Origin of the sequence: Mesorhizobium sp. M0058, assembly GCF_040323095.1 — a bacterium.
Lineage (GTDB): Bacteria > Pseudomonadota > Alphaproteobacteria > Rhizobiales > Rhizobiaceae > Mesorhizobium.
In genome coordinates this window covers 57,804-80,210 of the sequence record NZ_JAMYUQ010000006.1, presented here as the reverse complement: position 1 = coordinate 80,210, position 22,407 = coordinate 57,804, and the positions used below count along the sequence as shown (strand labels likewise).

Genomic DNA, 22,407 nt, shown 5'->3' with positions numbered 1-22,407 from the left:
GGTTACAAAACTAAAATTGGAATGAAGTTTTGAAGCGCTCGTAAAGGGGCCACAATCCAATTGTCTGAAATAGGCAGGGCTTGGAATTCACACCTTCTGCGTTTTCGCAAGAAAGCGTGATCCCTTTCCCGTGGATGAACTATCGGCATACCGGTCATTGGCCGGTTTGGGAACCGTTGGCGGGCGGAAACCTGCCCGTCCTCGTGTTGACAAGCTTGACTGAAGCTTGAACATGCCGCGGACGTAGCAGTGTCTGGAGGGTGTTATGGCGATGCGCGCGGCGGCTCGTGGTCTGTCGATCTTGATTCTTCTCATTTTCGCCTGGGGGTCTGTAGCGCAAGCGGCCGAAGCCCGCCGGGTGGTGACCTCAAATAATTCCGACTATTTCGGCTTCGATCTCAGATCGGACCAGAATGTCAGCCTCGATCAGTGCAAGACGACATGCCTCGGCGACCCCGCCTGCCGCGCCTTTACTTACAACAACAAGGCCAAATGGTGCTTCCTAAAGTCCGACTATAACCAGTTGAAACCCTTCAGCGGCGCGGTCGCGGGCAAGGTCGTCAATGTCGATGGCGACCCCGATATCGGCGCCCCGCCGGAACTCGCCTTCTTCCCCAACTGGATGGCCGACCAGGCCCAGCAATACCGCAACAAGCTGACCGATCCGGCCTATGACAAGCCGACCGACGGGCTGGAATCACTCCGCGCCGCCGCCGAACAGGCTGCACTGACCGGCGACCATGGGCAGGCCATGAACAAATACGAGGCCGCGGTCTCGGTCCTGCCTGACGACGGTCAGCTTTGGCTCGGTCTGGCGCGTGAAACGCTTGCCATACAGCCGGCCAGCGGCACCTCCGAATCCTACAATCTGCCGGTCAAAGGCACCTCCGCCGCCATCAACGCCTACAAGTTGCTGCGCACCACCAAGACCCGCGCCGAAGTGCTGGCGCTGCTCGGCAACGGCCTCGACCGCCGCGATCTCTACCGTCCGGCCCTGCAGGCTTATGAAGCCAGCCTCGCGCTGGTCAGTTCGCCGGCGGTCAAGGCCGAATATGAGGATCTCAAGGCCCGCAAGGGCTTCCGCGTCATCGATCACTCGATCGACGCCGACACCAGCGCGCCGCGCATTTGCGCGCAGTTTTCCGAGGAGCTGGTCAAGACCGGCGTCGACTACGCCCAGTTCGTCACCGTCGACAACCAGCCGCCCAAGGGCGTCGAGGCCAAGGACAAGCAGATCTGCGTCGAAGGCCTGGAGCACGGCCAACATTACGAAGTGACCTTCCGCGCCGGTCTGCCGGCCGCCATTGGCGAGGTCACCGCCGCTCCGGTCGTGCTGTCGATCTATGTGCAGGACCGCGCGCCGTCCGCCCGCTTCACCGGCGACAGCTTCGTGCTGCCCGCCGGCGCCCGCCGTGGCATCCCCATCGTCACCGTCAACATGAACACCGCGCAGATGAAGCTCTACCGTATCGGCGATCGTTCGCTGGCGCAGCTTCTGTCCGGCTATCAGTTCCTGAAGCAGCTCGACGGCTATGATATCTCCAGCATTTCCGACCAGATGGGTGAGCCGGTCTGGCAGGGGCAGCTGGATATCGCCAACGACCTCAACAAGGACGTCACGACTTCGTTCCCGGTCGACGAAGCCTTGCCGCAGCGCAAGCCCGGCGTCTACGTGCTGACCGCGCAAGCGGTAAATGAAAATGACGAGGACAATTACAATTCGCTTGCCACGCAGTGGTTCGTCGTCTCCGACATCGGCCTGTCGACCTATACCGGCCAGGATGGCCTCAATGTCTTTGCCCGCTCGCTCGGAACCGCCAAGCCGATCGCCGGCGCCGAACTGACGCTGCTGGCCAGGAACAATGAAATCCTCGGCACAGCCACGTCGGACGCCGAAGGCCATGCTGTCTTCAACCCCGGCCTGACGCGCGGCGACGGCGGCATGGTGCCGGCCGTTCTGATGGCCAAGCAGGGCGACAACGATTTCGTCTTCCTCGACATGGGCCGCGCCGGCTTCGATCTGTCCGATCGCGGCGTCGCCGGACGCGCCGCACCGGGCGCGCTCGATGTCTATGCCTGGACCGAACGCGGCATCTACCGCGCCGGCGAGGATGTGCATGTCGCAGCCCTTGCCCGCGACGTCGCCTCCAAAGCGGTGGAAAACCTGCCGCTGACCTTCATCTTCACCCGTCCCGACGGCGTCGAGAACCGCCGCATCGTTGCCGATGGCGTCTCGGCCGGCGGCTATGCCGTCGACCTGCCGCTGGAAGCCAACGCCATGCGCGGCACCTGGACGGTGTCGATCTATACCGATCCCAAGCAGGCGGCCGTTTCCAGCCAGATGTTCCTGGTCGAAGACTTCGTGCCGGATCGCATCGAGTTCGACATGAAGTCCGACAAGCAGGAGATCGCACAGGGCGAAACCGCCAACATCGACATTGACGGCCGCTTCCTCTATGGCGCGCCGGCCGCCGGCCTCGCGCTCGAAGGCGAGCTGACGCTGTCGACGGCGCGCGACTGGGACCGTTTCGCCGGCTATTCGTTCGGCCTTGCTGACGAGCAGTCGGCCGAGCCTTCGGTCACCCCGTTCACCGGTCTGCCGGTGGTCGGCGACGACGGCAAGGCGACCTTCCCGGTCACGGTCGACCAATTGCCCGCGACCACCAAGCTGGTCGACGCCAAGGTCACGGTTCGCATGCGTGAAACCGGCGGCCGCGCCATCGAACGCTCGCTCAACATCGGCATCCGCCCGCAAGGCCACATGATCGGCATTCGTCCGGATTTCGCCGACAATGAGGTGCCGCAGGGCGGCACCGCCAAGTTCAGCCTCATCGCGGTCGACCCCGACGGCAAGCGCGAGACGCTGAAGGGCGCGCAGTGGTCGCTGGTCAAGGTCGAACGCAATTACCAGTGGTACCGCAACAACAATTCGTGGAACTACGAACCGGTCACCTTCACCAAGTCGATCGCCAACGGCCAGGTCGATCTCAGCGCCGATGCCGAGGCGACCGTGACGATGCCGGTCGACTGGGGCCAGTACCGGCTCGAGATCGAGACTGCCGATCCCGAGGGCCCGGCGACCAGCTATGAGTTCGACGCCGGCTGGTATGTCTCCTCGACCTCCACCGAAACGCCTGACGGGCTCGAGATCGCTCTCGACAAGGACAGCTATGCCGTCGGCGACGTGGCCAAGCTGAAAGTGTCGCCGCATTTTGCCGGCGAACTGCTGGTCACCATCGGCGCCGACAAGCTGCTCAAGACCGTCACGGCAACCGTGCCGGCCGGCGGCAGCACGGTCGAGATCCCGGTCGGTGACGACTGGGGCGCCGGCGCCTACATCACCGCAACCCTGTTCCGGCCCGGCGATGCGCAGGAAACCCGCATGCCGGCGCGCGCCATCGGCGTAAAATGGCTGACGGTCGACCCAGGCTCGAAAAAGCTCGCCGTCACCCTGACGCCGCCGGACAAGACGATGCCGCGCCAGCAGCTGTCGATCCCGGTTTCGGTCGCCGGCGTAGCGCCGGGCAGCAATGCCTATGTCACGGTCGCTGCCGTCGATGTCGGCATTTTGAACCTCACCAACTACAAGGCGCCGGATCCGGAGGGCTGGTATTTCGGCCAGCGCATGCTCGGGCTCGAAGTCCGCGACATCTATGGCCGTCTCATCGACGGCTCGCTCGGCACCACCGGCAAGCTCAGGACCGGCGGCGACGGCGCCTCGATGCAGCCGCAAGGCAGTCCGCCGACCGAAAAGCTGGTCGCCTTCTTCTCCGGCCCGGTCCAGCTCGACGCCGACGGCAAGGCAAGGATCGACTTCGACATCCCGCAGTTCAACGGCACCGTGCGCGTCATGGCCGTCGCCTGGACCAAGGAGGCCGTCGGCCATGCCACGACCGATGTCATCGTGCGCGATCCGGTGGTGATCACTGCCGGCCTGCCCCGCTTCCTGGCGCCTGGAGATGCAGCTATCATGCGGCTCGACGTCGCCGACACCGACGGTCCGGAGGGCGACTATGCCCTGTCGATCGCCACGACCGGCGACCTCTCGACCGGCGACAAGCCCTTGCCCGAAAAGCTGACGCTGGCCAAGGGCAAGCGCCAGACGCTGACCGTGCCGCTGATTGCACAGACGGCGGGCAATGCCTCGATCACCATCAAGCTCGCCCATGGCGACGGCACCGCCGTCGAGCAGACGCTGTATGTTCCGGTGCGTCCGGCGCAATTGCCGGTCACCACCCGTCTGGTCGTCGACCTCAAGGGCAATGGCGGCTCGCTGCGCGTCGACAAGGAGCTGCTCGCGGCAAGCCTGCTCGACGGCGCCTCGATCAGTGTCGGCGTTTCGCAGGCTGCCGCCTTCGACGTGCCGTCGCTGCTGATGACGCTCGACCGCTACCCCTATGGTTGCGCCGAGCAGACCACCAGCCGCGCCATGCCGCTTCTCTACGTCAACGATCTGGCGTCCGGCGTTGGCATGCAAAGCGATCCCGAACTGCACGGCCGCGTGCAGGCCGCCATCTACAAGGTGCTGAGCTACCAGGCTTCGGCCGGCAGCTTCGGCCTGTGGGGTCCGGGCTCCGGCGATCTGTGGCTTGACTCTTACGTCACCGACTTCCTGACCCGGGCGCGCGAGCAGAACTACGACGTGCCGGCGCTGGCGATGAGCCAGGCGCTGAGCAATCTGCAAAACTCGGTCGGTTACGACCAGGACGTCCAGGATCGCGGCAGCGAAATCGCCTACGCGCTCTATGTTCTGGCCCGCAACAAGAAGGCCTCGGTCGGCGATCTGCGCTACTACGCCGACACCAAGCTCGAAGCCTTCTCGAGCCCGATGGCCGTCGCCCAGTTGGCGGCGAGCCTGGCGCTCTACGGCGACGCGCAGCGTTCGGAAGCAACCTTCCAGACGGCGCTGCAGCTGGCCAAGTCGACCACCGAATACGACTACTACCGGTCCGACTATGGCTCGCGGCTGCGTGATGGCGCCGCGATCCTGGCGCTCGCCGCCGAATCGAAGCCGGTGCCGACCATCGTGCCGGAGCTGATCCGGCTGGTGGCAAGGGAACGCGCCGATGCCCGCTGGACCAGCACGCAGGACGAGTCCTGGATGCTTCTGGCGGCCCGCGCGCTGAAGTCGGGCAACGACTCTATCACGCTGTCGGTCAACGGCGCGCCGCATGCAGGTGGATATTCCAACCACCTCAGCGGCACCGACATTGCCGACAGCCCGCTGACCATCGCCAACACCGGCGCCACGCCGCTGCAGGCGGTCGTCACCACGGTCGCCTCGCCGGTAGAGCCCTTGCCGGCCGGCGGCGACGGCTTCACCATCGACCGCACCTACTACAAGCTCGATGGCACCGAAGCCAACGTCACCGAGGCGACGCAGAACGAACGCTACGTGGTCGTGCTCAAGGTTTACGAGCAGAACCGCTGGCCTTCGCGCCTGCTGATCACCGACCTGTTGCCGGCCGGCTTCGAGATCGACAATCCGGGCCTTGTTTCCAGCGCCCAGCTGTCGAACTTCACCTGGCTGGCGCAAACGGACGCAGCCCATCTCGAATTCCGCGACGACCGTTTCGTCGCGGCATTCAATCCCAATGACGGCGATGGCGACCGCAACATCATGCTGGCCTACGTCGTGCGTGCGGTAACGCCGGGCACCTATGCCCATCCGGCAGCCACGGTGGAGGACATGTACCGGCCGCAATATTCGGCCCGCACCGCCACCGGCATGATGGAGATCAAGGCGCCGTAAGGCGCCTTGACGAAGATGAACACGCCGATCTCCGCGACCATCTCCTTCTCCCCGCTATGCGGAGAGAAGGAGCCGGCAGGCGGATGAAGGGCACCACCATGCTCTCCAGAAAATTTCTCCGTCGAACAGGCATCGCCGCCGCCTCCCTCGTCGGCTTTGCGGCGATCGCTGCCGCTTCTCTCTGGGAACTCGACCGCGCTTTTCCGCCGCCGCTGCCCGGAAGGCTCACCGTCTCCACCGAGGTCCAGGACCGCGACGGCCAGCTGTTGCGCGCCTTCGCCACGCCGGACGGTTACTGGCGGCTCGACACTCATCTCGACCAGGTCGACAAGCAGTTCGTCGACATGCTGGTCACCTATGAAGACAAGCGCTTTTGGGACCATGATGGCGTCGATGTGCTGGCGCTGGCGCGCGCCGCCGGCCAGTTCGCCACCAGCGGCCATATCGTCTCCGGCGGCTCGACCCTGTCGATGCAGCTTGCCCGGCTGATCGAGCCACGCGAAAACCGCAGCCTCGGCTCGAAGATCAAGCAGATGCTGCGTGCCATCCAGATCGAGCGGCGGCTGTCTAAGCAGGAGATCCTCGAACGCTATTTGACGCTGGCGCCTTATGGCGGCAATCTCGAAGGCGTGCGCGCCGCGTCACTCGCCTATTTCGGCAAGGAGCCGAAGCGGCTGACGGTCTCGGAAGCCGCCCTGCTGGTTGCGCTGCCGCAATTGCCGGAAAAGCGCCGGCCCGACCGCAATCTCACCATCGCTCATGCAGCCCGCGACCGCGTGCTGACCCGCATGGTATCAGCTGACCTGCTTGGCGAGCGCGAGGCCGCGCGCGCAGCGCTCGATGATGTCTCGGGCTTGCGCCGCAAACTGCCGGCACTGGCGCCACATGCCGCCTATGCCATGCTGCCCAAGGCCGTACCCGGCAAGCCATTGCAGCTGACGATCCGCAAAAGCGTCCAGCAAGGGCTGGAACAGGTGGCGCGCGATGCCGCGATCAAGCTTGGCCCGCGCCTGTCGGTCGCCATGGTGATGGCGGACGCGCGCACCGGCGACATTCTTGGCGAAGTCGGCTCGGCCGATTTCTTCGACGCCAGCCGCTCCGGCTGGATCGACATGACCAAGATCGTGCGTTCGCCCGGTTCGACGCTGAAGCCGTTCATCTATGGCCTCGCCTTCGAGCAAGGGCTGGTGGCGCAGGAAATGCTGATCGAGGACAGCCCGGTCGATTTCGGCGGCTACCGGCCAAAGAATTTCGACATGGGCTATCAGGGGGATGTCTCGATCCGCCAGGCGCTGCAGCTGTCGCTCAACGTTCCGGCGATCCGCGTGCTCGACTCGGTCGGCCCGGCACGGCTGATGGCGCGCTTCCGCCAGGCCGGCGTCAGCCCGGTGCTGCCGGTCAACGAGGCGCCGGGCCTCGCCATCGGCCTCGGAGGCGTCGGCGTAACGCTGCGCGATCTCGTCCAGCTCTATACCGGCCTCGCCAATGGCGGCAAGGCAAACACGCTGCATGACGGCACCGAGCCGGCCAATGCCGAGCGCACCACCGCCACGATCCTCGACGCCCAGGCGAACTGGCAGATCACCGACATATTGTCGGGCGTAAAGCCGCCCGAGGGCGCCTTGCAGCGCGGCATCGCCTACAAGACCGGCACGTCCTACGGCTACCGCGACGCCTGGTCGGTCGGCTTCGACGGCCGCTACGTGCTGGGTGTGTGGGTCGGCCGCGCCGATGCCGGTGCGGTGCCCGGCCTGTCCGGCTATGTCTCGGCCGCCCCCATCCTGTTCGAGGGCTTCGTCCGCTCCGGCCTCACCGCCGTCCCGTTGCCCAGCCAGCCGGCCGGTGTCCTCAAGGCCAGGCGCGAAGACCTGCCGGTGACATTGGGGCGCTTCGGCGCCGGCGCCGACGGACTGGTGCAGGCAGGCCCGACGGAACCGGCGCCGACGATCATTTTCCCGCCCAACGGCGCCCGCGTCGATCTCGCCACCAATTCCGCCGAGGCCTCGCCGCTGGTGCTGAAACTGCAAGGCGGCCGCGCGCCGTTCCGCTGGCTGGCCAACGGCAAGCCGCTCGTCGGCATCGACCGCCGCCGCACCGCGACCTGGCTGCCCGACGGCGCCGGCTATTCGACGCTCACCGTCATCGACGCCGTGGGACGCGCGGCAAGCGTGAAGGTGTTCGTTGAATAGATGGCGCCAAGCGATTCAGGGGATTGGGCTTCTTCGCCCGAGGCCCGGCGCGAGGGGTGTGCCGAAGCGCTTGCATCGAGGATTGGCCTTAGCCCTATCCATGTTCGTTTCGACTTGCTCCCCCGCCTCCGCCGATCCCCTGCCCGCCGGCTTTGTCCGCCTGGCCGATGTCGATCCCTCGATCCGCCAGGACATCCGCTATGCCGGCCTGGAAAATTTCCTGCATCGCAAGGCCGATGGCTACGACGCCCCAGTCTGCATCCTCACGAAGCAAGCTGCGCAAACGCTGTCCGGCGTGCAGAAAGCGCTCGCCGCCGACGGCCTGACGCTGGTCGTCTTCGACTGCTACCGCCCGGCCCGCGCCGTTGCCGACATGGGCAAATGGACCAGAGAGGGCGGCCCGCCCGATCCGCAATGGTACCCTCAGGTGCAGCGCGGCGACCTCATCGCCACGGGCTATATCGGCGAATTGTCCACCCATTCGCGCGGCTCGACCGTCGATATCGCCATCGCCCGCAGCGACGGCAAGAACAAATCATGCGCCGCTTGCGGCACGGCCGGCGCCGGCACGCTCGATTTCGGCACCAGCTTCGACTGTTTCGACCCGGCAAGCGAAACCGCACATCGCCCATTGGCGGCAGAAGCGGCGGCAAACCGCAAAAGGCTGCTCGACGCCATGCGCGCCGACGGCTTCAAGAATTATGCGCGAGAGTGGTGGCACTACACGCTTCGGGATGAGCCGTTTCCAAAGCTGCGCTTCGATTTTCCCATCACTGCGGGCTGAACCGCCCGGTGCTACACCGAGCCTTCCCTCACTCGGCCTTGCTTCTGCGGTGTCAGCTCCTAGATAGCGTCAAACCGGCCGGATTTGGGTTAGACCAATATGAGGAAAATATTTCCTTCCGAAACCCAATATCGGCGAAAATTTCCTTCGAGTGGACAAAAAAGGCAACGTTGAATGCATCTAATTTCTATCAATTCGATAGAGTTCAGCCGTCATCAACGGAGGCGGGAATGACCAAACCTCATTTCAAGAAACTGCTCGGCGCACTGGTCGCCACATCGATCCAGTTCGGCACGCTCGGTTTCGCGTTTGCCGATACGACCATTCTGAACGTGTCCTACGACCCGACACGCGAACTCTACAAGGCCTATGACGAAGCCTTCGTCGCACACTGGAAGGCCGAGACCGGCGAGACGGTCACCATCCAGCAATCGCATGGCGGCTCCGGCGCCCAGGCCCGCGCCGTGATCGACGGCCTCGATGCCGATGTGGTCACGCTGGCGCTCGAAGGCGACATCAACGCCATCGTCACCAAGTCGAAGAAGATCAACCCGGACTGGCGCAAGAAGTTCGAGAACAATTCGGCGCCGTACACCTCGACCATCATCTTCCTGGTCCGCAAGGGCAACCCGAAGGGCATCCACGACTGGAGCGATCTGGTCAAGGACGGCGTCCAGGTGATCACGCCGAACCCCAAGACCTCCGGCGGTGCCCGCTGGAACTACCTTGCCGCCTGGGCCTATGCCAACGCCAATGATGGCGGCGACGAAGCCAAGAACAAGGAATTCGTCGGCAAGCTCTACGCCAATGCTCCGGTGCTCGACACCGGTGCGCGCGGCTCGACGGTCACCTTCGCGCAAAAGGGCATCGGCGACGTGCTGATCGGCTGGGAAAACGACGCCTATCTGGCGCTCAATGAATTCGGAGCCGACAATTTCGAGATCGTCTATCCCCCGACCTCGATCCTGGCCGAGCCGCCGGTGGCGATCGTCGACGCCAATGTCGATGCCAAGGGCACCCGCAAGGTCGCCGAAGCCTATCTCGGCTGGCTCTATTCCAAGGAAGCCCAGACGATCATCGCCAAGAACCACTATCGTCCGGCCAAGCCCGAGCTGGTGGATGCGGCTGACATTCCGAAGACGCCCGAAATCAAGCTGATCTCCATCGACGATCCGCTTTTTGGCGGCTGGAAGAAGGCACAGCCTTATCATTTCGGCGATGGTGGTATATTCGACCAGATCTACAAGCCGGCCCAGTAGGATTTAGATCAGGACGACATGACCATAGCACCCGCCAAGGCGGGGTGGCGATTCAGACAGCCGAGTGTCATTCCGGGTTTCGGATTGACGCTCGGCTTCTCGCTTGCCTACCTCACGCTCATCATCCTCATCCCCCTGTCGGGCCTGATCTGGCGCTCGGCAGCCCTCGGCTGGACCGATTTCTGGGCGATCGCCACCGACCGCCGGACCATCAACGCACTCGAAATCAGCTTCGGCACAGCCTTCATCGCAGCCGCCGTCAACGTCGTCTTCGGCACGCTCGTCGCCTGGGTGCTGGTGCGCTACCGCTTCCCCGGCCGCCGCGTCGTCGACGCCATGGTCGACCTGCCCTTCGCGCTGCCGACCGCGGTCGCGGGCATTGCGCTGACCACTCTTTATGCGCCCAATGGCTGGATCGGCCATCTCCTGGCGCCGCTCGGCATCAAGGTCGCCTACACGCCGCTCGGCATCGTCGTGGCGCTTGTCTTCATCGGCCTGCCGTTTGTCGTGCGCACGGTGCAGCCGATCATGGAAGAGATCGACAAGGAAGTGGAGGAAGCCGCCGCGACGCTCGGCGCCAACCGCTTCCAGATCATCACCCGCATCCTGTTTCCCGGCCTGGCGCCGGCCATCATCACCGGCTTCTCACTCGCCTTCGCGCGCGGCGTCGGCGAATACGGCTCGGTCATCTTCATCGCCGGCAACCTTCCCTACAAGTCGGAGATCGCACCGCTTCTGATCGTCATCCGGCTCGAGGAGTACAATTATCCGGCGGCCACCGCGATCGCGGCGATCATGCTTTTGCTGTCGTTCGTGATGCTGCTGGTCATCAACCTGGCGCAGTCATGGAGTCGCAAGCGCTATGGCTGACCCCGAGATCAAATCCTACGAACCGCATCACGAGAGCCGGTCGGCGGCGGTGACCGAAAGCCGGCCGGTGCGGCTGCTGCTGATGGCGGTGGCCTTCGCCTTCCTCGCCATCTTCCTGCTGCTGCCGCTGATCATCGTCTTCCACGAGGCGCTGGCGAAAGGCATTGGCGCCTACACGGAATCGCTCTCCAATCCCGATACGCGCTCGGCGATCCGGCTGACGCTGCTGGTGGCGGTGATCGCCGTGCCGCTTAACGTCGTCTTCGGCATTTCGGCTGCCTGGGCGATCGCCAAGTTCGAGTTCAAGGGCAAGGCTTTTCTGACCACGCTGATCGACCTGCCCTTCTCGGTCTCGCCGGTCATTTCCGGCCTGGTCTATGTGCTTTTGTTTGGCGCTCAGGGACTGTTCGGTGAATGGCTGAAGGCGCACGGCATCCAGATCTTGTTCGCCGTGCCCGGCATCGTGCTCGCGACCATCTTCGTCACCTTCCCCTTCGTTGCCCGCGAACTGATCCCGCTGATGCAGGAACAGGGCAACGGCGACGAGGAAGCCGCGCTCTCTCTCGGCGCCAATGGCTGGCAGACCTTCTGGTACGTGACGCTGCCCAACGTCAAATGGGGATTGCTCTACGGCGTGCTTCTGTGCAACGCCCGCTCGATGGGCGAATTCGGCGCGGTCTCGGTCGTGTCGGGCCACATACGCGGGCTGACCAACACCATGCCGTTGCATGTCGAAATCCTCTACAACGAGTACAACGCCGTCGGCGCTTTTGCCGTCGCTTCGCTGCTTGCCGGCCTGGCGCTGGTCACGCTGGTCTTGAAAACACTTCTTGAGATGCGCTACGGCGCCGAGATCGCCGCGACGCGCGGACATTAGATGCATGTCGCCCAAAAGTGTGAAGCGGTTTTGGGATAACGACATGCATCCACTAAAAAGGGACATTTGATGGAAGTTCGCGTTGCCAACGTACGCAAGGAGTTTGACCGGTTTCCGGCCCTCCATGACGTATCGCTTGACATCAAATCGGGTGAGCTGATCGCGCTGCTTGGGCCATCCGGCTCCGGCAAGACGACGCTGCTGAGGCTTATCGCCGGCCTGGAGCGGCCGACGCGCGGAAAGATCTTCTTCGGCGACGAGGACGCCTCGCACCGCTCGATCCAGGAGCGCAATGTCGGCTTCGTCTTCCAGCACTATGCGCTCTTCCGGCACATGACGGTCGCCGACAATATCGGCTTCGGCCTCAAGGTGCGGCATGGACCGTCGCGACCACCGGCGGCCGAAATCCGCCGACGCGCCTCCGAACTGCTCGATCTCGTTCAGCTTTCCGGCCTGGAAAAGCGCTATCCGGCGCAACTTTCGGGTGGCCAGCGCCAGCGCGTGGCGCTCGCCCGGGCCATGGCCATCGAGCCCAAGGTGCTGTTGCTCGACGAGCCGTTCGGCGCGCTCGATGCGCAGGTGCGCCGGGAACTGCGCCGCTGGCTGCGCGAGATCCATGACCGTACCGGCCACACCACCGTCTTCGTCACCCACGACCAGGAAGAGGCGCTCGAGCTTGCCGACCGCGTCGTGGTGATGAGCCAGGGCCGCATCGAGCAGGTCGGCTCCGCCGACGAGATCTACGACACGCCGAACTCGCCCTTCGTCTACTCCTTCATCGGCGAATCGAGCATGCTGCCGGTCAAGGTTGAGAATGGCGAGATCTGGCTCGCCGACCGTCCGATCGGCGTGTCGGCGCCGCACGCACCCGAGGGCGATGCGACGCTGTACTTCCGCCCGCACGATATCGAACTGCTCGACGGCTGCAGCGGCTGCATCGCCGGCACGGTCGCCGCCAGCCGCCGCGTCGCCGGCACAAGACGCGTCGAACTGGAAATCGGCGGCGAGCGCCAGCGCGTCGAGATCGAACTGCCTGTGGACCATCCTGCGGCGCAGAAGAGCCGGGTGGCGTTCAGGCCGAGGCGCTGGAAGCTTTTCCCGGCGGCATAGACATCGATCCGGCGCTACTCCAGCCAGTTCTCGACCGTCAGGCCCTTGATCCGACGGAACTCGGTGTTGGCCGTCACCAGTGTCGTCCCCAACACACAGGCATGGGCAGCAATGAAAAGATCATTGTGGCCGATTGGCTGGCCTCTGGCCTCCAGCTCGGCACGAAGTGCTCCGTATTCGTTATCCATCGGCACATCGAGCGGCAACACAGGAACCTCGGCGAGCAATTCCTCCACCTTGGCGAGCAGCTTGGCCGATCTCTTGCGGGCGCAGCCATAACGCAGCTCCGAGGCGACAACGATGCTGGTGCACAGGGCACCGTCTCCCGCGCGAACCGCCGCACTGGCAGCCTTGCCGGCAGGGTTTCGGATCATGTCGCTGAGAATGTTGGTGTCCAGCATGAACCGAATCAAAAGATATCCTCAGGCCCCACGGGCGCATCATGGATCTCGGGAAAGTCGTCTTCAGGACCAAGCGGCGGCTCTTTCGCCCATTGGGTGAGCAAGGCGGTGAGGCCTGGTTGACGGACCGGCTCGATGATCAGCCGGTCGCCATCGCGGCTGATCAGGACCTTCTCGCCAGGCAGCTCGAATTCGACAGGGATGCGAACCGCCTGACTGCGGTTGTTGCGAAACAACTTCGCCTCCCTGGACGGTGGTATTGAGTGACGGTGCTGCGGCATGGCAGCCTCCCCTGTCTGTTCCACTTGTATATGCCATTTGTATATGCCACTCGGCCTCGAATTGCAAACCACAGAAAACCCCAACGCATCGGCATTTCGGCTGGAATGAAATTTCGCCGATAACCTGCTTCAGCGATTTCTTTTTCGCTGCAACGCCATACGTCTGCCCCGTGTGCCTCGCAGTACACCCTCCGGCCCAGCTATGTTCTGGCAACGCATTGCACATCGGAGCCTGTTTTCATGAAGCGATTTTTCCTCAGCGTCGCCACTGTCGCCGGCCTGATCCTCGCCTGTTCGCAGGCCTGGTCGGCCGACAAATTGCTCAACGCTTCCTATGATGTCGGCCGCGAATTGTTCGCCCAGGTGAACAAGGCTTTCGTCGCCGGCCATCCGGGCTTCACCGTCGACCAGTCGCACGCCGGCACCTCAGCGCAAGCGCGCGCCATTGCCGAAGGCCTCGGCGCAGATGTCGTCACCTTCAACCAGGTCACCGACATCGACTTTCTGGTCAAGAAAGGCCTCGTCTCCGCCGACTGGCAGAAGGATTTCCCCGACAACGCCTCGCCCTTCTATTCGCTCCCATCCTTTCTCGTCCGCGCGGGCAACCCCAAGCACATCAAGGACTGGAACGACCTCGTGCGCGACGACGTGCAGGTGATCTTCCCCAACCCCAAGACGTCGGGCAATGCGCGCTACACCTATCTGGCCGCAACCGCCTACGCCAAGGAAGCCTTCAAGGGCGACGACGCCAAGGTGAAGGAGTTCGTCACCAAGCTGTTCAACAACGTGCCGATCTTCGACACCGGCGGGCGCGCCGCCACCACCACCTTCGTGCAGCGCGAGATCGGCGACGTGCTGATCACCTTCGAGTCGGAAACGCGCGGCATCCGCAAGGAGTATGGCAACGACAAGTTCGAACAGGTCACGCCAACGGTCAGCCTGCTCGCCGAATTCCCGGTGGCGATCGTCGACAAGGTCGCCGACGAGCACGGCAGCCGTGACCTCGCCAAGACCTATCTCGACTTCCTCTACACGCCCGAGGGCCAGACCATCGCGGCTGAAAATGGCCTGCGCGCCCGCAACGCTGAAGTCGCGGCAAAATACAAGGCCGACTTCCCCGATGTCCGCCTGCTGACGGTGGAAGACGTCTTTGGCGGCTGGGACAAGGTACAGAAGGAGCACTTCGCCGCCGGCGGTCTGCTCGACCAGACCTATGGCAGCCGCTGATATCAGCAGCGTTCGACCTCACCTCACAAGAAAGCCGGCGCTTTGCCGGCTTTTTTGATTTCGCGCGCCGACAAACGGCTTTCAGGCGGAATCTGTCGCGATCGGCGAAAACGTTACAAAGAATCAACGCCTTTGTGCCTAACATCTCAACCGGGCGGCTTGTTCTACGCGAAACCGGGTTGTTCAGGCGAAACGTCATGATTTGCACACAAACAACCGCCAGATGCGGGTGGTTGGGGTTTTCATGAACTGAAGCGGGCATGCTTACCAAAAAAGGCAAATACGGCCTCAAGGCCCTCGTGCATCTTTCCGGCCTGCCGGTCGGCCAGCTTGCATTCGTCAACGACATCGCGATCGCCAACAACATCCCGAAGAAATTTCTGGATGCCATTCTGGGCGAGCTGCGCAATGCCGGTTTCGTCCTCAGTCGCAAGGGCAAGGAAGGCGGTTATCGCCTCGCCCGGCCGGCTTCCGAAATCAAGATCGGCCACGTCGTGCGCGTGCTGGACGGCCCGCTCGCTCCCATACCCTGCGCCAGCCGCACGCAATACCAGCGCTGCGAGGATTGCGACGAGGCGACCTGCCAGGTCCGGCACATGATGCTGGAAGTGCGCCAGGCGATCGCCGAAGTGCTGGACAATCGCAGCCTCGCCGCCATGCGCGACGCCGACAATGATGATTTTCCGGTCGAGCTGACATCGCAGATCTAAATTAGAGCATGGTCCCGAAAAGTGGGAACCGGTTTTCGGACAAGATCATGCTCAAATGAGAGTCCTCAGACCAGGCCGAGCTTGCCGGCCAGGCCGACGCGCTGGATCTTGCCTGTGGGACCCTTGGGTATCTCCTGAAGAAACAAGATGTGGCGCGGCACCTTGAACTCGACAATGCGGCTGCGCGCGAAATCGCGTATCTCATCGGCGTCGGCGATGGCGCCCTCGGCCAGCACGATAGCCGCACCCACCTCCTCGCCGAGCATGGCATGCGGCACGGCGAAGGTCACCGCCTGCGCCACCAGCGGATGATCGAGCAGCACATTGTCGACCTCGAGCGGCGAGATCTTTTCGCCGCCGCGGTTGATGATCTCCTTCAGCCGCCCGGTGATCTTCAGATCGCCATCCTCGTCGATGAGACCCTGGTCGCCGGTGCGGAACCAGCCATCGCTGAAGGCAGCTTCATTGGCCACCGGATTGTCGAGATAGCCATCATGGATGTTGGCGCCGCGCACCGCGATCTCGCCCTTTTCACCCGCCGGCAGGATCGTCCCCTTGTCGTCCAGGATCGTCACCTGCGGACCCGCAGGCAGGCCGACCGAGCCTGGCTTGCGGCGTGCCGGCGGCAGGCCGTTGGATGTCATCTGGTGCGCCGCCTCGGTCATGCCATAGGCCTCGACCACCGGACAGCCGAAGACGCGCTCGAGGTCGCGGAACACGGTGTCGGGAAGCGCTGCCGAAGACGAGCGGATGAAGCGCAGCCGCGCAGCCGCGATGGTTTCGCCATTGCGGGCGGCGCGCGCCAGGATCGCCTGATGCATGGTCGGCACCGCGCTGTACCAGCTCGGCCGGAAATCGCCCAGCCAGCCGTAGAATTTGAGCGGGTTGAAGCCCGGCGTGCAGACAACAGCGCCGCCGACTGCCAGCTGTGCGCTGAGCGCCGCCATCAGCCCGTGAATGTGGAACAGCGGCATCACGTTGAGACACATATCGTTTGCCGACAGCGCCAGGGTGCTGGCGATGTTGGCCATCGATGCCTGCAGATTGCGCTGCCGCAAGCCGACGATCTTCGGCCGCGCCGTGGTTCCCGATGTGTGCAGGACAAGCGCGAAATCGTCGGGCCCGTTGAGCTGCACCTTGTCGCGGCGTGCCTCGCCGGCAGCCGCAAGTTCGGCGTCGCCCAAGAGGAGAAACTCGCCGGCCTTGGCGCCGTCAGTCACGACGACGTCGAGCACCGCAATGCCGAGCCCCTTTGCGGTGTTGCGCGCGGCATCGCCCATGCCTTGTCCGCACAGCAGCAGCTTCACATCGAGATCGCCGAGATAGAAGCGGAATTCGTCTTCGCCGTAAGCCGGATTGAGCGGCGCAGCCGTCGCCAACGCCGAGACCGCCAGGAAACAGGCCGCCATTTCCGGGCCGTTGGGCAAGACGATGCCGACGGCCGTGCCGCGGGCAACGCCACGCCTGGCGAGATCGCCGCAGAGCTTGTCGACAAGATTGGCGAGGCCGGCAAAGCTCAGGGATGGCCGGTCCGGCGCCATCAGCGCCACAGCAGCCGGCTGCCAGGGCTCCAGTTGAGGAAGTGCTACCGATAGGGCCTGTTTCAAGTTCGAACCCTGAATGGCGTTCACCATGGCCTTGCCGGCGCCGATTGCGCGCCCGTGGCAGACGCAGTAAAGCGATTTCCGGACGCACGCAAGAACAGGTGGACACCGATCGGATGAGGCTGCCGTGGCTGGGAAAATCCCGGAAAGCCGACCGGACACCATCGTCCGCCGTCATTTATCATACGGAAATCATCGCCGACATCCTGGTGCCCCAACGCGCCGAGAATGTTCGCTTCTTCAGCCGCAAGCTGGTCCGCGCCGGCAAGTTGCGCACCTTCAACAACAGGGATTTCCGCGAGCTGCTGCTGGCCGCCTTCTATCTCGGGGTCGCGGCATTGCTGCCGGTCAATTGGTGGGCCGCGATCTGCAGCCGCGTATCGGGACTGCGCCTCAAGCGCCACATCCGCAAGGATTTCGTGCGCTACGCCGCCGCGACGCGCGCCGTGCTCGGCAATGGCATCGATGCGCAAAGGCAGTTCAGGGCCTTGCTCTGCGCCAACCACCGTCGGCGTCTGCTGCTTGCCGCGCATCTCATCGGCCGCCGGTGGTCGCCTGATATCCGGCTGGAAGGCCTGGAAGGTCTGGAAGCGGCGCTGAAGCGCGGCCACGGCGCTATCATCTGGTGCGATCAGTTCACGGCCCAGACCATAATCGGCAAACGCGCTCTCCATGAAGCCGGAATCGAGACACACCAGCTCAGTGTCAGGGCTCACGGCATATCCGATTCGACCTTCGGCTTGCGCTTCCTGAACCCGCCGATGGTTCGGGTCGAGAACCGTTTCCTGAAAAGCCGGATCGTGTTCGACCGCAGCGACGCCTACCAGGTCACCGGCCGGATCCAGAAGATCCTTGGCAGCAACGGCGTGGTGTTGGTGACCAACACGGTGCATGCCGGCTCGACATTCACCGAAGTCGGCCTTGGCGAGAGCGGCTGGACCCACCTCGCCTCGGCGCCGACGAATTTCGCTGCCAGAGGCAAGGCGGCGCTGTTTTCCATGTCGACCTTCGAGACCGATCCGTTCCGCCAATACCGCGCCGTCCTAAGTCCCGAACTGGTGCCGGCCCCGGCAGAGGCCGGCGAGCCCGCGACCAGAGCCGGCGGCGCCAAGAACACGGCGCTTCAGGCCGAGTACATATTGCTCAAGCGCGACCGCTTGCTGGAGGCGTTGAAACTCTATCCCGAGCAAATGATGGTCTGGTCAGGCCATGACCGGTTCACCGAACGGCCGGAAACCGCCTTGCCCGACGAGGGTGGTTCATGATTTTGCGCCGGCCAGCAGGCTGGCAACGGCGGTGACGATCTCAGCCACTGGAAGTGTGGCGTCGGCCGTCAGCGCCCGCTCGTCGGCGCCAGGCGGTTCAAGGATGGCGAACTGGCTTTCGACCAGGCTTGCCGGCATGAAATGCCCCTTGCGGCTGGCGACACGCTGCTTGGCGGTAGCGGGATCGATCTCCAGATAGATGAAAACGATATCCCGGCGGAAGCCGCGCAGACGATCGCGGTAGCTGCGCTTCAGCGCCGAGCAGGCGGCAACCACGCTTTGGCCGCTGCCGGTCAGGTCGGCGATCCGCTCGCCGATGGCATCGAGCCAGCCCTCACGCAGTTGATCTGTGAGCGGCTCACCGCTCGCCATGCGGGCGACGTTTTCGGGCGGGTGCAGCCTGTCGCCCTCGACAAAGACGGCCCCTTCCTCTGCTGCCAATGCTTTGCCGACAGCCGACTTTCCGCAGCCGGCGACGCCCATCACCACAATGGCCCGAGGCACTGAGCCGGTAGCGCCCATTGGCGCCTGTGCCGTCTCTTCGTCCACGGTCAGCGGCTTGCCGGCGCGCGGCCGTAGAGCAGGAGCATGGCGACGATGACCAGGCCATAGACGATCTGCCGCCCCGCCTCCGGCATCTGCATGACCGAGAGTATGGACTGCAGGAGGGTGATCAGAATGACACCGGCGACGGTGCCGAGATAGGAGCCGCGGCCACCCAGGATGGAGGTGCCGCCCAGAACCACGGCGGCGATCGACGGCAGGAGATAGGCATCGCCCATCGATTGCGCCGCCTTGGAGGCATAGCCGGCGAGAAGCACCCCGCCAAAGGCGGACAGCCCGCCTGAGATAGCGAAGGCGATCATCACCACGCGCCTTGTATCGATGCCGGAGAGATAGGCGGCACGCTCGCGGTTGCCGATGCCGTAGACGGTGCGGCCGAAGCTGGTGCGGGACAGCACGAACACCATCGCAGCGCCAATCAGCGCCCAGATGATGACGGCGTTAGGCACGCCAGGAATGGTAAAACCTGTCGCAAGATAGCGCATGGCGCCGGTGGCCGAATCCTGTGGCGAGTAGCCGCCGGTATAAACGACCATGAGCCCTTGCGCGACAGCGTTGGTGGCGAGCGTGATGATCATCGAGGGTATGCGCAGATAGGCGACGCCAAAGCCGTTGACGATGCCGATCAGCACCCCGCAAAAGATGCCGAACGGGATGGCCAGCGCCACACCGATCGGGCCATAGGCGGCAGCCGCACACGCCATCATCGCGCCCGCCGCCACCGCCCACGGCACCGACAGGTCGATTTGGCCTAGCAGGATGACCAGCATCATGCCTGTGGCGATGACGCCGAGGAACGAGGCCACCTTGAGCTGCTGCAAGAGATATTCAGGCGACAGAAAGCTCCTGGAATAGAGGCTGCCTAGGAACAGCAACAGCACGATGCAGGCGAAGGCCGTCAGCACCGCCGGATCGGCGCGGCGGATGAATTTCGGCACGCGGCCGGCGATACCGCCCAATGTCGTTTCGCTCACAGGAACCACTCCAGCCGGTTGCGGACCCGAAACAGCGCAAACGCGCCAAGGCTGACCGCGACCAGCAGGATCACGCCCTGGAACAGCGGCTGCCATAGCGGGTCGAAATCGAACACGAACAACAGGTCGCCGATGGTGCGGAAGGCCAGCGCGCCGAAGATGGCGCCGATGGCGCTGCCTTTCCCGCCGAACAGCGAGACGCCGCCCAGCACCACCGCGGCGATCGAAAACAGCGTATAGGCGTTGCCGCTGGCATAGGCTGCATCGCCGGTATAGGTGAAGAAGGTCAGGAACAGTCCGCCGATCGCGGCCAACAGGCCTGCGAGCGCGTAGGCAGCGAACTTGCCGCGCCTTATCGGCACACCGGACATGTAGGCCGCCGTCTCCGAGGATCCGGCCGCATAGGCCGCGCGCCCGAGCACCGAGCGGCTGAACGGTACCCAGACCACGAGCACGACGGCGAGCAGCACGACCAGGCTCGCCGGCACCACGCCCAACAGGCGTCCGGTCAGCGCGTCGGCGAGACCTTCGTTGACCGAACCGCCGGGAAACGGCCTCAGCAGCAGCGCGATGCCGAAATAGACCGCACCCGTGGCGATCGTGGCGACGATCGGCTGCAGGCGGCCGTAGATGACGATGGCGCCGTTGATCGCTCCGCAAAGGAGCCCGGTGCCGAGCACGGCGATGACGCCGAAAGCGGTCTCGAGGCCGGTGCCGATGACCAGCCAGGAGGCGAGGCAATTGGTCAGCGTGAAGATCATGCCGACGGAGAGGTCGATGCCGGCGGTGATCACGACCAGTGTCTGCGCCATGGCGACGAAGGCGAGCAGCACGCCCTTGTTGGACGCCGTCTGCACGACATTGGCGGTGAAGCCCGCCGGATGGTTCGAGGTGTAGATGACGAACATGACAATGAATATGCCGAGTGCCATCAGTGTTCCGCGCTGCTCGGCCAGCCAGTAGCGCCACTCTTTCACGCGTCCGCTCCCTGTCTTGCGCCGGCATCGTCTCTCGCGCCGTCATCGCCGTGGATGTTGAGCGCGCTTGCAATGAGCGCCCGCTCGGTGATCTCGGCCCCGACCAGCTCGCGCTTGACCGCGCCGTCATAGAGCACCAGCACGCGGTCGCAGCAGCCGATCAGTTCGTCATAGTCGGTCGAATAGAACAGGATCGCCGCCCCCGCATCCGCCAGCTTGCGCATCAGTTGATAGAGTTCCTGCTTGGTGCCGACGTCGATGCCGCGCGTCGGATCGTTGAGCAGGATGATACGCGGCTGGCGCATCAGCCATTTGGCGATGACCACCTTCTGCTGGTTGCCCCCCGACAGCGCACCGACCGGAATGTCGAGGCCGCCCGTCTTGATCGCCAGCAGCCCGACCATGTCGTCGATCAGCCGCTGTTCGGCGGCGCGGTCGATGATGCCGGCCTTGGACAGCCGGTCTAGGGCGGCAAAGGAGAGGTTCTCGCGCACCGTCATCGGCAGCATCAGGCCTTCGGTCTTGCGGTCCTCCGGGATCAGCGCCATGCCGATGCGGTCGTCGCGCGCCGCTTGGGGGCTGGCGATCGAAACAGGCTTGCCGTCGATAAGGATCTGGCCGCCGAGGCCGCGCAGCACACCGAAAAAGGCAAGCAGCAATTCGCGCTGGCCCTGGCCGTCCAGGCCGCCAAGGCCGACGACCTCGCCTGCCCCGACCGTCAGCGAGACATTGTCCAGCCGGTCCGTCCAGGACAGCTTGCGCGCCTCCAGCACAGGAACGGCGGCGGCTGCGGTGCGCGCGGGTTTGGGCGGGAAAATATGGCTGTATTCGCGCCCGATCATCAGTTCGACGACTTCGTTGTCGCTCTTTGTGCCTGCCTTGTAGCTGGCGACATTGCGGCCGTTGCGAAACACCGTGCAGTGGTCGGCAAGCTCGGCGATCTCGTTCATGCGGTGCGAAATGTAAAGCAGCGCCAACCCTTCCGAGCGCAACCGCTTGAGCACGCTGAATATCCTGGCGACGTCCGTCGCGGTCAGCGCCGAGGTCGCCTCGTCGAGGATCAGGATGCGCGGCTTCCTGGCCAATGCCTTGGCAATCTCGACCATCTGTCTTCTTGAAAGCGGAAGATCCTTGACCAGCGCCAATGGATGGATATCGGCCGCACCTGCGCGTGCCAGCGCATCCTCGGCAATGCGGCGCTGCGCCTTGCGGTCGATCATGCCGAAACGCTTCGGCGGATCGGAGATGACGATGTTGTCGGCAACGCTGAGTTCGGGAACCAGCGACAGCTCCTGGAAGATGCAGACGATGCCGGACTTGTTTGCAGCAGCAGGCGAAGCGAACGTCACCTCGCCGCCGTTCAGCATCATGCGGCCTTCGTCGGGCGCGACGACGCCCGCCATGACCTTGATCAGCGTCGATTTGCCGGCGCCGTTTTCGCCGAGAATGGCGTGGATGCTACCGGACGCGACCGAAAGCTCGGCCTTTTCCAGCGCCCGCACACCACCATAGCGCTTGGATATGCCTTCCATCCGGAAGAGCGGAACCGCACCGTCCATCGGC

17 protein-coding genes are annotated in these 22,407 nt (G+C 64.1%); 10 read left to right on the top strand and 7 right to left on the bottom strand.

The genetic code is table 11. The annotated features are described in order from the left end of the window. The first annotated feature begins 265 nt into the window (after window positions 1-265). The 7 genes from NKJ75_RS11630 (at window position 266) to NKJ75_RS11600 (ending at window position 12,841) form a co-directional block, all read left to right on the top strand. A complete protein-coding gene (locus NKJ75_RS11630) occupies window positions 266-5,752 on the top strand; it encodes an alpha-2-macroglobulin family protein (RefSeq protein ID WP_352499691.1) in 5,487 nt (1,828 codons plus the stop codon). An 83-nt stretch (window positions 5,753-5,835) separates the two neighbouring features. Continuing rightward, window positions 5,836-7,941 carry a penicillin-binding protein 1C gene (pbpC, locus tag NKJ75_RS11625; RefSeq protein ID WP_352499690.1) on the top strand — a complete coding sequence of 702 codons (2,106 nt, stop codon included), beginning with the start codon at window positions 5,836-5,838 and terminating at the stop codon, window positions 7,939-7,941. Between the two features lie 100 nt (window positions 7,942-8,041). Then, on the top strand, window positions 8,042-8,725 hold the full coding sequence (locus tag NKJ75_RS11620) for a M15 family metallopeptidase (RefSeq protein ID WP_352499689.1): 684 nt from the start codon (window positions 8,042-8,044) through the stop codon (window positions 8,723-8,725). 230 nt (window positions 8,726-8,955) lie between these two features. Continuing rightward, complete coding sequence (locus tag NKJ75_RS11615) at window positions 8,956-9,984, top strand: sulfate ABC transporter substrate-binding protein (protein ID WP_023673082.1); 1,029 nt, start codon at window positions 8,956-8,958, stop codon at window positions 9,982-9,984. Window positions 9,985-10,002: 18 nt separating this feature from the next. After that, complete coding sequence (gene cysT, locus NKJ75_RS11610; RefSeq protein ID WP_023687973.1) at window positions 10,003-10,854, top strand: sulfate ABC transporter permease subunit CysT; 852 nt, start codon at window positions 10,003-10,005, stop codon at window positions 10,852-10,854. Further along, window positions 10,847-11,731, top strand: a complete 885-nt coding sequence (gene cysW, locus NKJ75_RS11605; RefSeq protein WP_023690809.1) for a sulfate ABC transporter permease subunit CysW — start codon at window positions 10,847-10,849, stop codon at window positions 11,729-11,731. Before cysT ends, cysW begins: the two co-directional genes overlap by 8 nt. A 69-nt stretch (window positions 11,732-11,800) precedes the next feature. Next, a complete protein-coding gene (locus NKJ75_RS11600; protein WP_023673079.1) occupies window positions 11,801-12,841 on the top strand; it encodes a sulfate/molybdate ABC transporter ATP-binding protein in 1,041 nt (346 codons plus the stop codon). 14 nt (window positions 12,842-12,855) lie between these two features. Here NKJ75_RS11600 and NKJ75_RS11595 read toward each other — a convergent pair whose 3' ends face one another. Then, a complete protein-coding gene (locus NKJ75_RS11595) occupies window positions 12,856-13,242 on the bottom strand; it encodes a PIN domain-containing protein (protein ID WP_031247062.1) in 387 nt (128 codons plus the stop codon). Window positions 13,243-13,250: 8 nt separating this feature from the next. After that, complete coding sequence (locus NKJ75_RS11590) at window positions 13,251-13,523, bottom strand: AbrB/MazE/SpoVT family DNA-binding domain-containing protein (protein ID WP_023690806.1); 273 nt, start codon at window positions 13,521-13,523, stop codon at window positions 13,251-13,253. Between the two features lie 240 nt (window positions 13,524-13,763). Here NKJ75_RS11590 and NKJ75_RS11585 point away from each other — a divergent pair, with 240 nt between their 5' ends. Then, window positions 13,764-14,750 (top strand): sulfate ABC transporter substrate-binding protein, encoded by a 987-nt coding sequence (locus NKJ75_RS11585; protein ID WP_023744562.1) that lies wholly within the window; start codon window positions 13,764-13,766, stop codon window positions 14,748-14,750. 260 nt (window positions 14,751-15,010) lie between these two features. Beyond that, window positions 15,011-15,460: an RrF2 family transcriptional regulator gene (locus NKJ75_RS11580; protein ID WP_023673075.1), complete on the top strand. Its 450-nt coding sequence runs from the start codon at window positions 15,011-15,013 to the stop codon at window positions 15,458-15,460. Between the two features lie 65 nt (window positions 15,461-15,525). On the opposite strand, the gene NKJ75_RS11575 is transcribed toward NKJ75_RS11580, so the two are convergent. Continuing rightward, the gene (locus NKJ75_RS11575; protein WP_050485897.1) at window positions 15,526-17,067 is read right to left on the bottom strand and encodes an acyl--CoA ligase; all 1,542 of its coding nucleotides are present in this window, start codon (window positions 17,065-17,067) and stop codon (window positions 15,526-15,528) included. A gap of 113 nt (window positions 17,068-17,180) precedes the next feature. Here NKJ75_RS11575 and NKJ75_RS11570 point away from each other — a divergent pair, with 113 nt between their 5' ends. Continuing rightward, window positions 17,181-18,329, top strand: coding sequence for a lysophospholipid acyltransferase family protein (locus NKJ75_RS11570; protein ID WP_023744560.1), 1,149 nt, complete (start codon window positions 17,181-17,183; stop codon window positions 18,327-18,329). Here NKJ75_RS11570 and NKJ75_RS11565 read toward each other — a convergent pair. From NKJ75_RS11565 to NKJ75_RS11550, 4 genes are read right to left on the bottom strand one after another with little or no spacing between them, the layout of a single operon-like run. Further along, window positions 18,324-18,878 (bottom strand): gluconokinase, encoded by a 555-nt coding sequence (locus tag NKJ75_RS11565; protein WP_023733120.1) that lies wholly within the window; start codon window positions 18,876-18,878, stop codon window positions 18,324-18,326. The genes NKJ75_RS11570 and NKJ75_RS11565 overlap by 6 nt on opposite strands. A 2-nt stretch (window positions 18,879-18,880) precedes the next feature. Further along, complete coding sequence (locus NKJ75_RS11560) at window positions 18,881-19,867, bottom strand: ABC transporter permease (RefSeq protein WP_023696194.1); 987 nt, start codon at window positions 19,865-19,867, stop codon at window positions 18,881-18,883. Beyond that, window positions 19,864-20,844, bottom strand: a complete 981-nt coding sequence (locus tag NKJ75_RS11555) for an ABC transporter permease (protein WP_023690800.1) — start codon at window positions 20,842-20,844, stop codon at window positions 19,864-19,866. The genes NKJ75_RS11560 and NKJ75_RS11555 overlap by 4 nt, the downstream gene beginning before the upstream one ends. Beyond that, complete coding sequence (locus tag NKJ75_RS11550) at window positions 20,841-22,403, bottom strand: sugar ABC transporter ATP-binding protein (protein ID WP_023744559.1); 1,563 nt, start codon at window positions 22,401-22,403, stop codon at window positions 20,841-20,843. The genes NKJ75_RS11555 and NKJ75_RS11550 overlap by 4 nt, the downstream gene beginning before the upstream one ends. Between the last annotated feature and the right edge of the window lie 4 nt (window positions 22,404-22,407).

Coding starts and splice junctions, on each gene's coding strand:
- NKJ75_RS11620 (WP_352499689.1), top strand. CDS start 8,042: ATGTTCGTTTCGACTTGCTCCCCCGCCTCCGCCGATCCCCTGCCCGCC.
- NKJ75_RS11595 (WP_031247062.1), bottom strand. CDS start 13,242: ATGCTGGACACCAACATTCTCAGCGACATGATCCGAAACCCTGCCGGC.
- cysT (WP_023687973.1), top strand. CDS start 10,003: ATGACCATAGCACCCGCCAAGGCGGGGTGGCGATTCAGACAGCCGAGT.
- NKJ75_RS11590 (WP_023690806.1), bottom strand. CDS start 13,523: ATGCCGCAGCACCGTCACTCAATACCACCGTCCAGGGAGGCGAAGTTG.
- NKJ75_RS11570 (WP_023744560.1), top strand. CDS start 17,181: ATGAGGCTGCCGTGGCTGGGAAAATCCCGGAAAGCCGACCGGACACCA.
- NKJ75_RS11600 (WP_023673079.1), top strand. CDS start 11,801: ATGGAAGTTCGCGTTGCCAACGTACGCAAGGAGTTTGACCGGTTTCCG.
- NKJ75_RS11580 (WP_023673075.1), top strand. CDS start 15,011: ATGCTTACCAAAAAAGGCAAATACGGCCTCAAGGCCCTCGTGCATCTT.
- NKJ75_RS11550 (WP_023744559.1), bottom strand. CDS start 22,403: ATGGACGGTGCGGTTCCGCTCTTCCGGATGGAAGGCATATCCAAGCGC.
- cysW (WP_023690809.1), top strand. CDS start 10,847: ATGGCTGACCCCGAGATCAAATCCTACGAACCGCATCACGAGAGCCGG.
- pbpC (WP_352499690.1), top strand. CDS start 5,836: ATGAAGGGCACCACCATGCTCTCCAGAAAATTTCTCCGTCGAACAGGC.
- NKJ75_RS11585 (WP_023744562.1), top strand. CDS start 13,764: ATGAAGCGATTTTTCCTCAGCGTCGCCACTGTCGCCGGCCTGATCCTC.
- NKJ75_RS11615 (WP_023673082.1), top strand. CDS start 8,956: ATGACCAAACCTCATTTCAAGAAACTGCTCGGCGCACTGGTCGCCACA.
- NKJ75_RS11630 (WP_352499691.1), top strand. CDS start 266: ATGGCGATGCGCGCGGCGGCTCGTGGTCTGTCGATCTTGATTCTTCTC.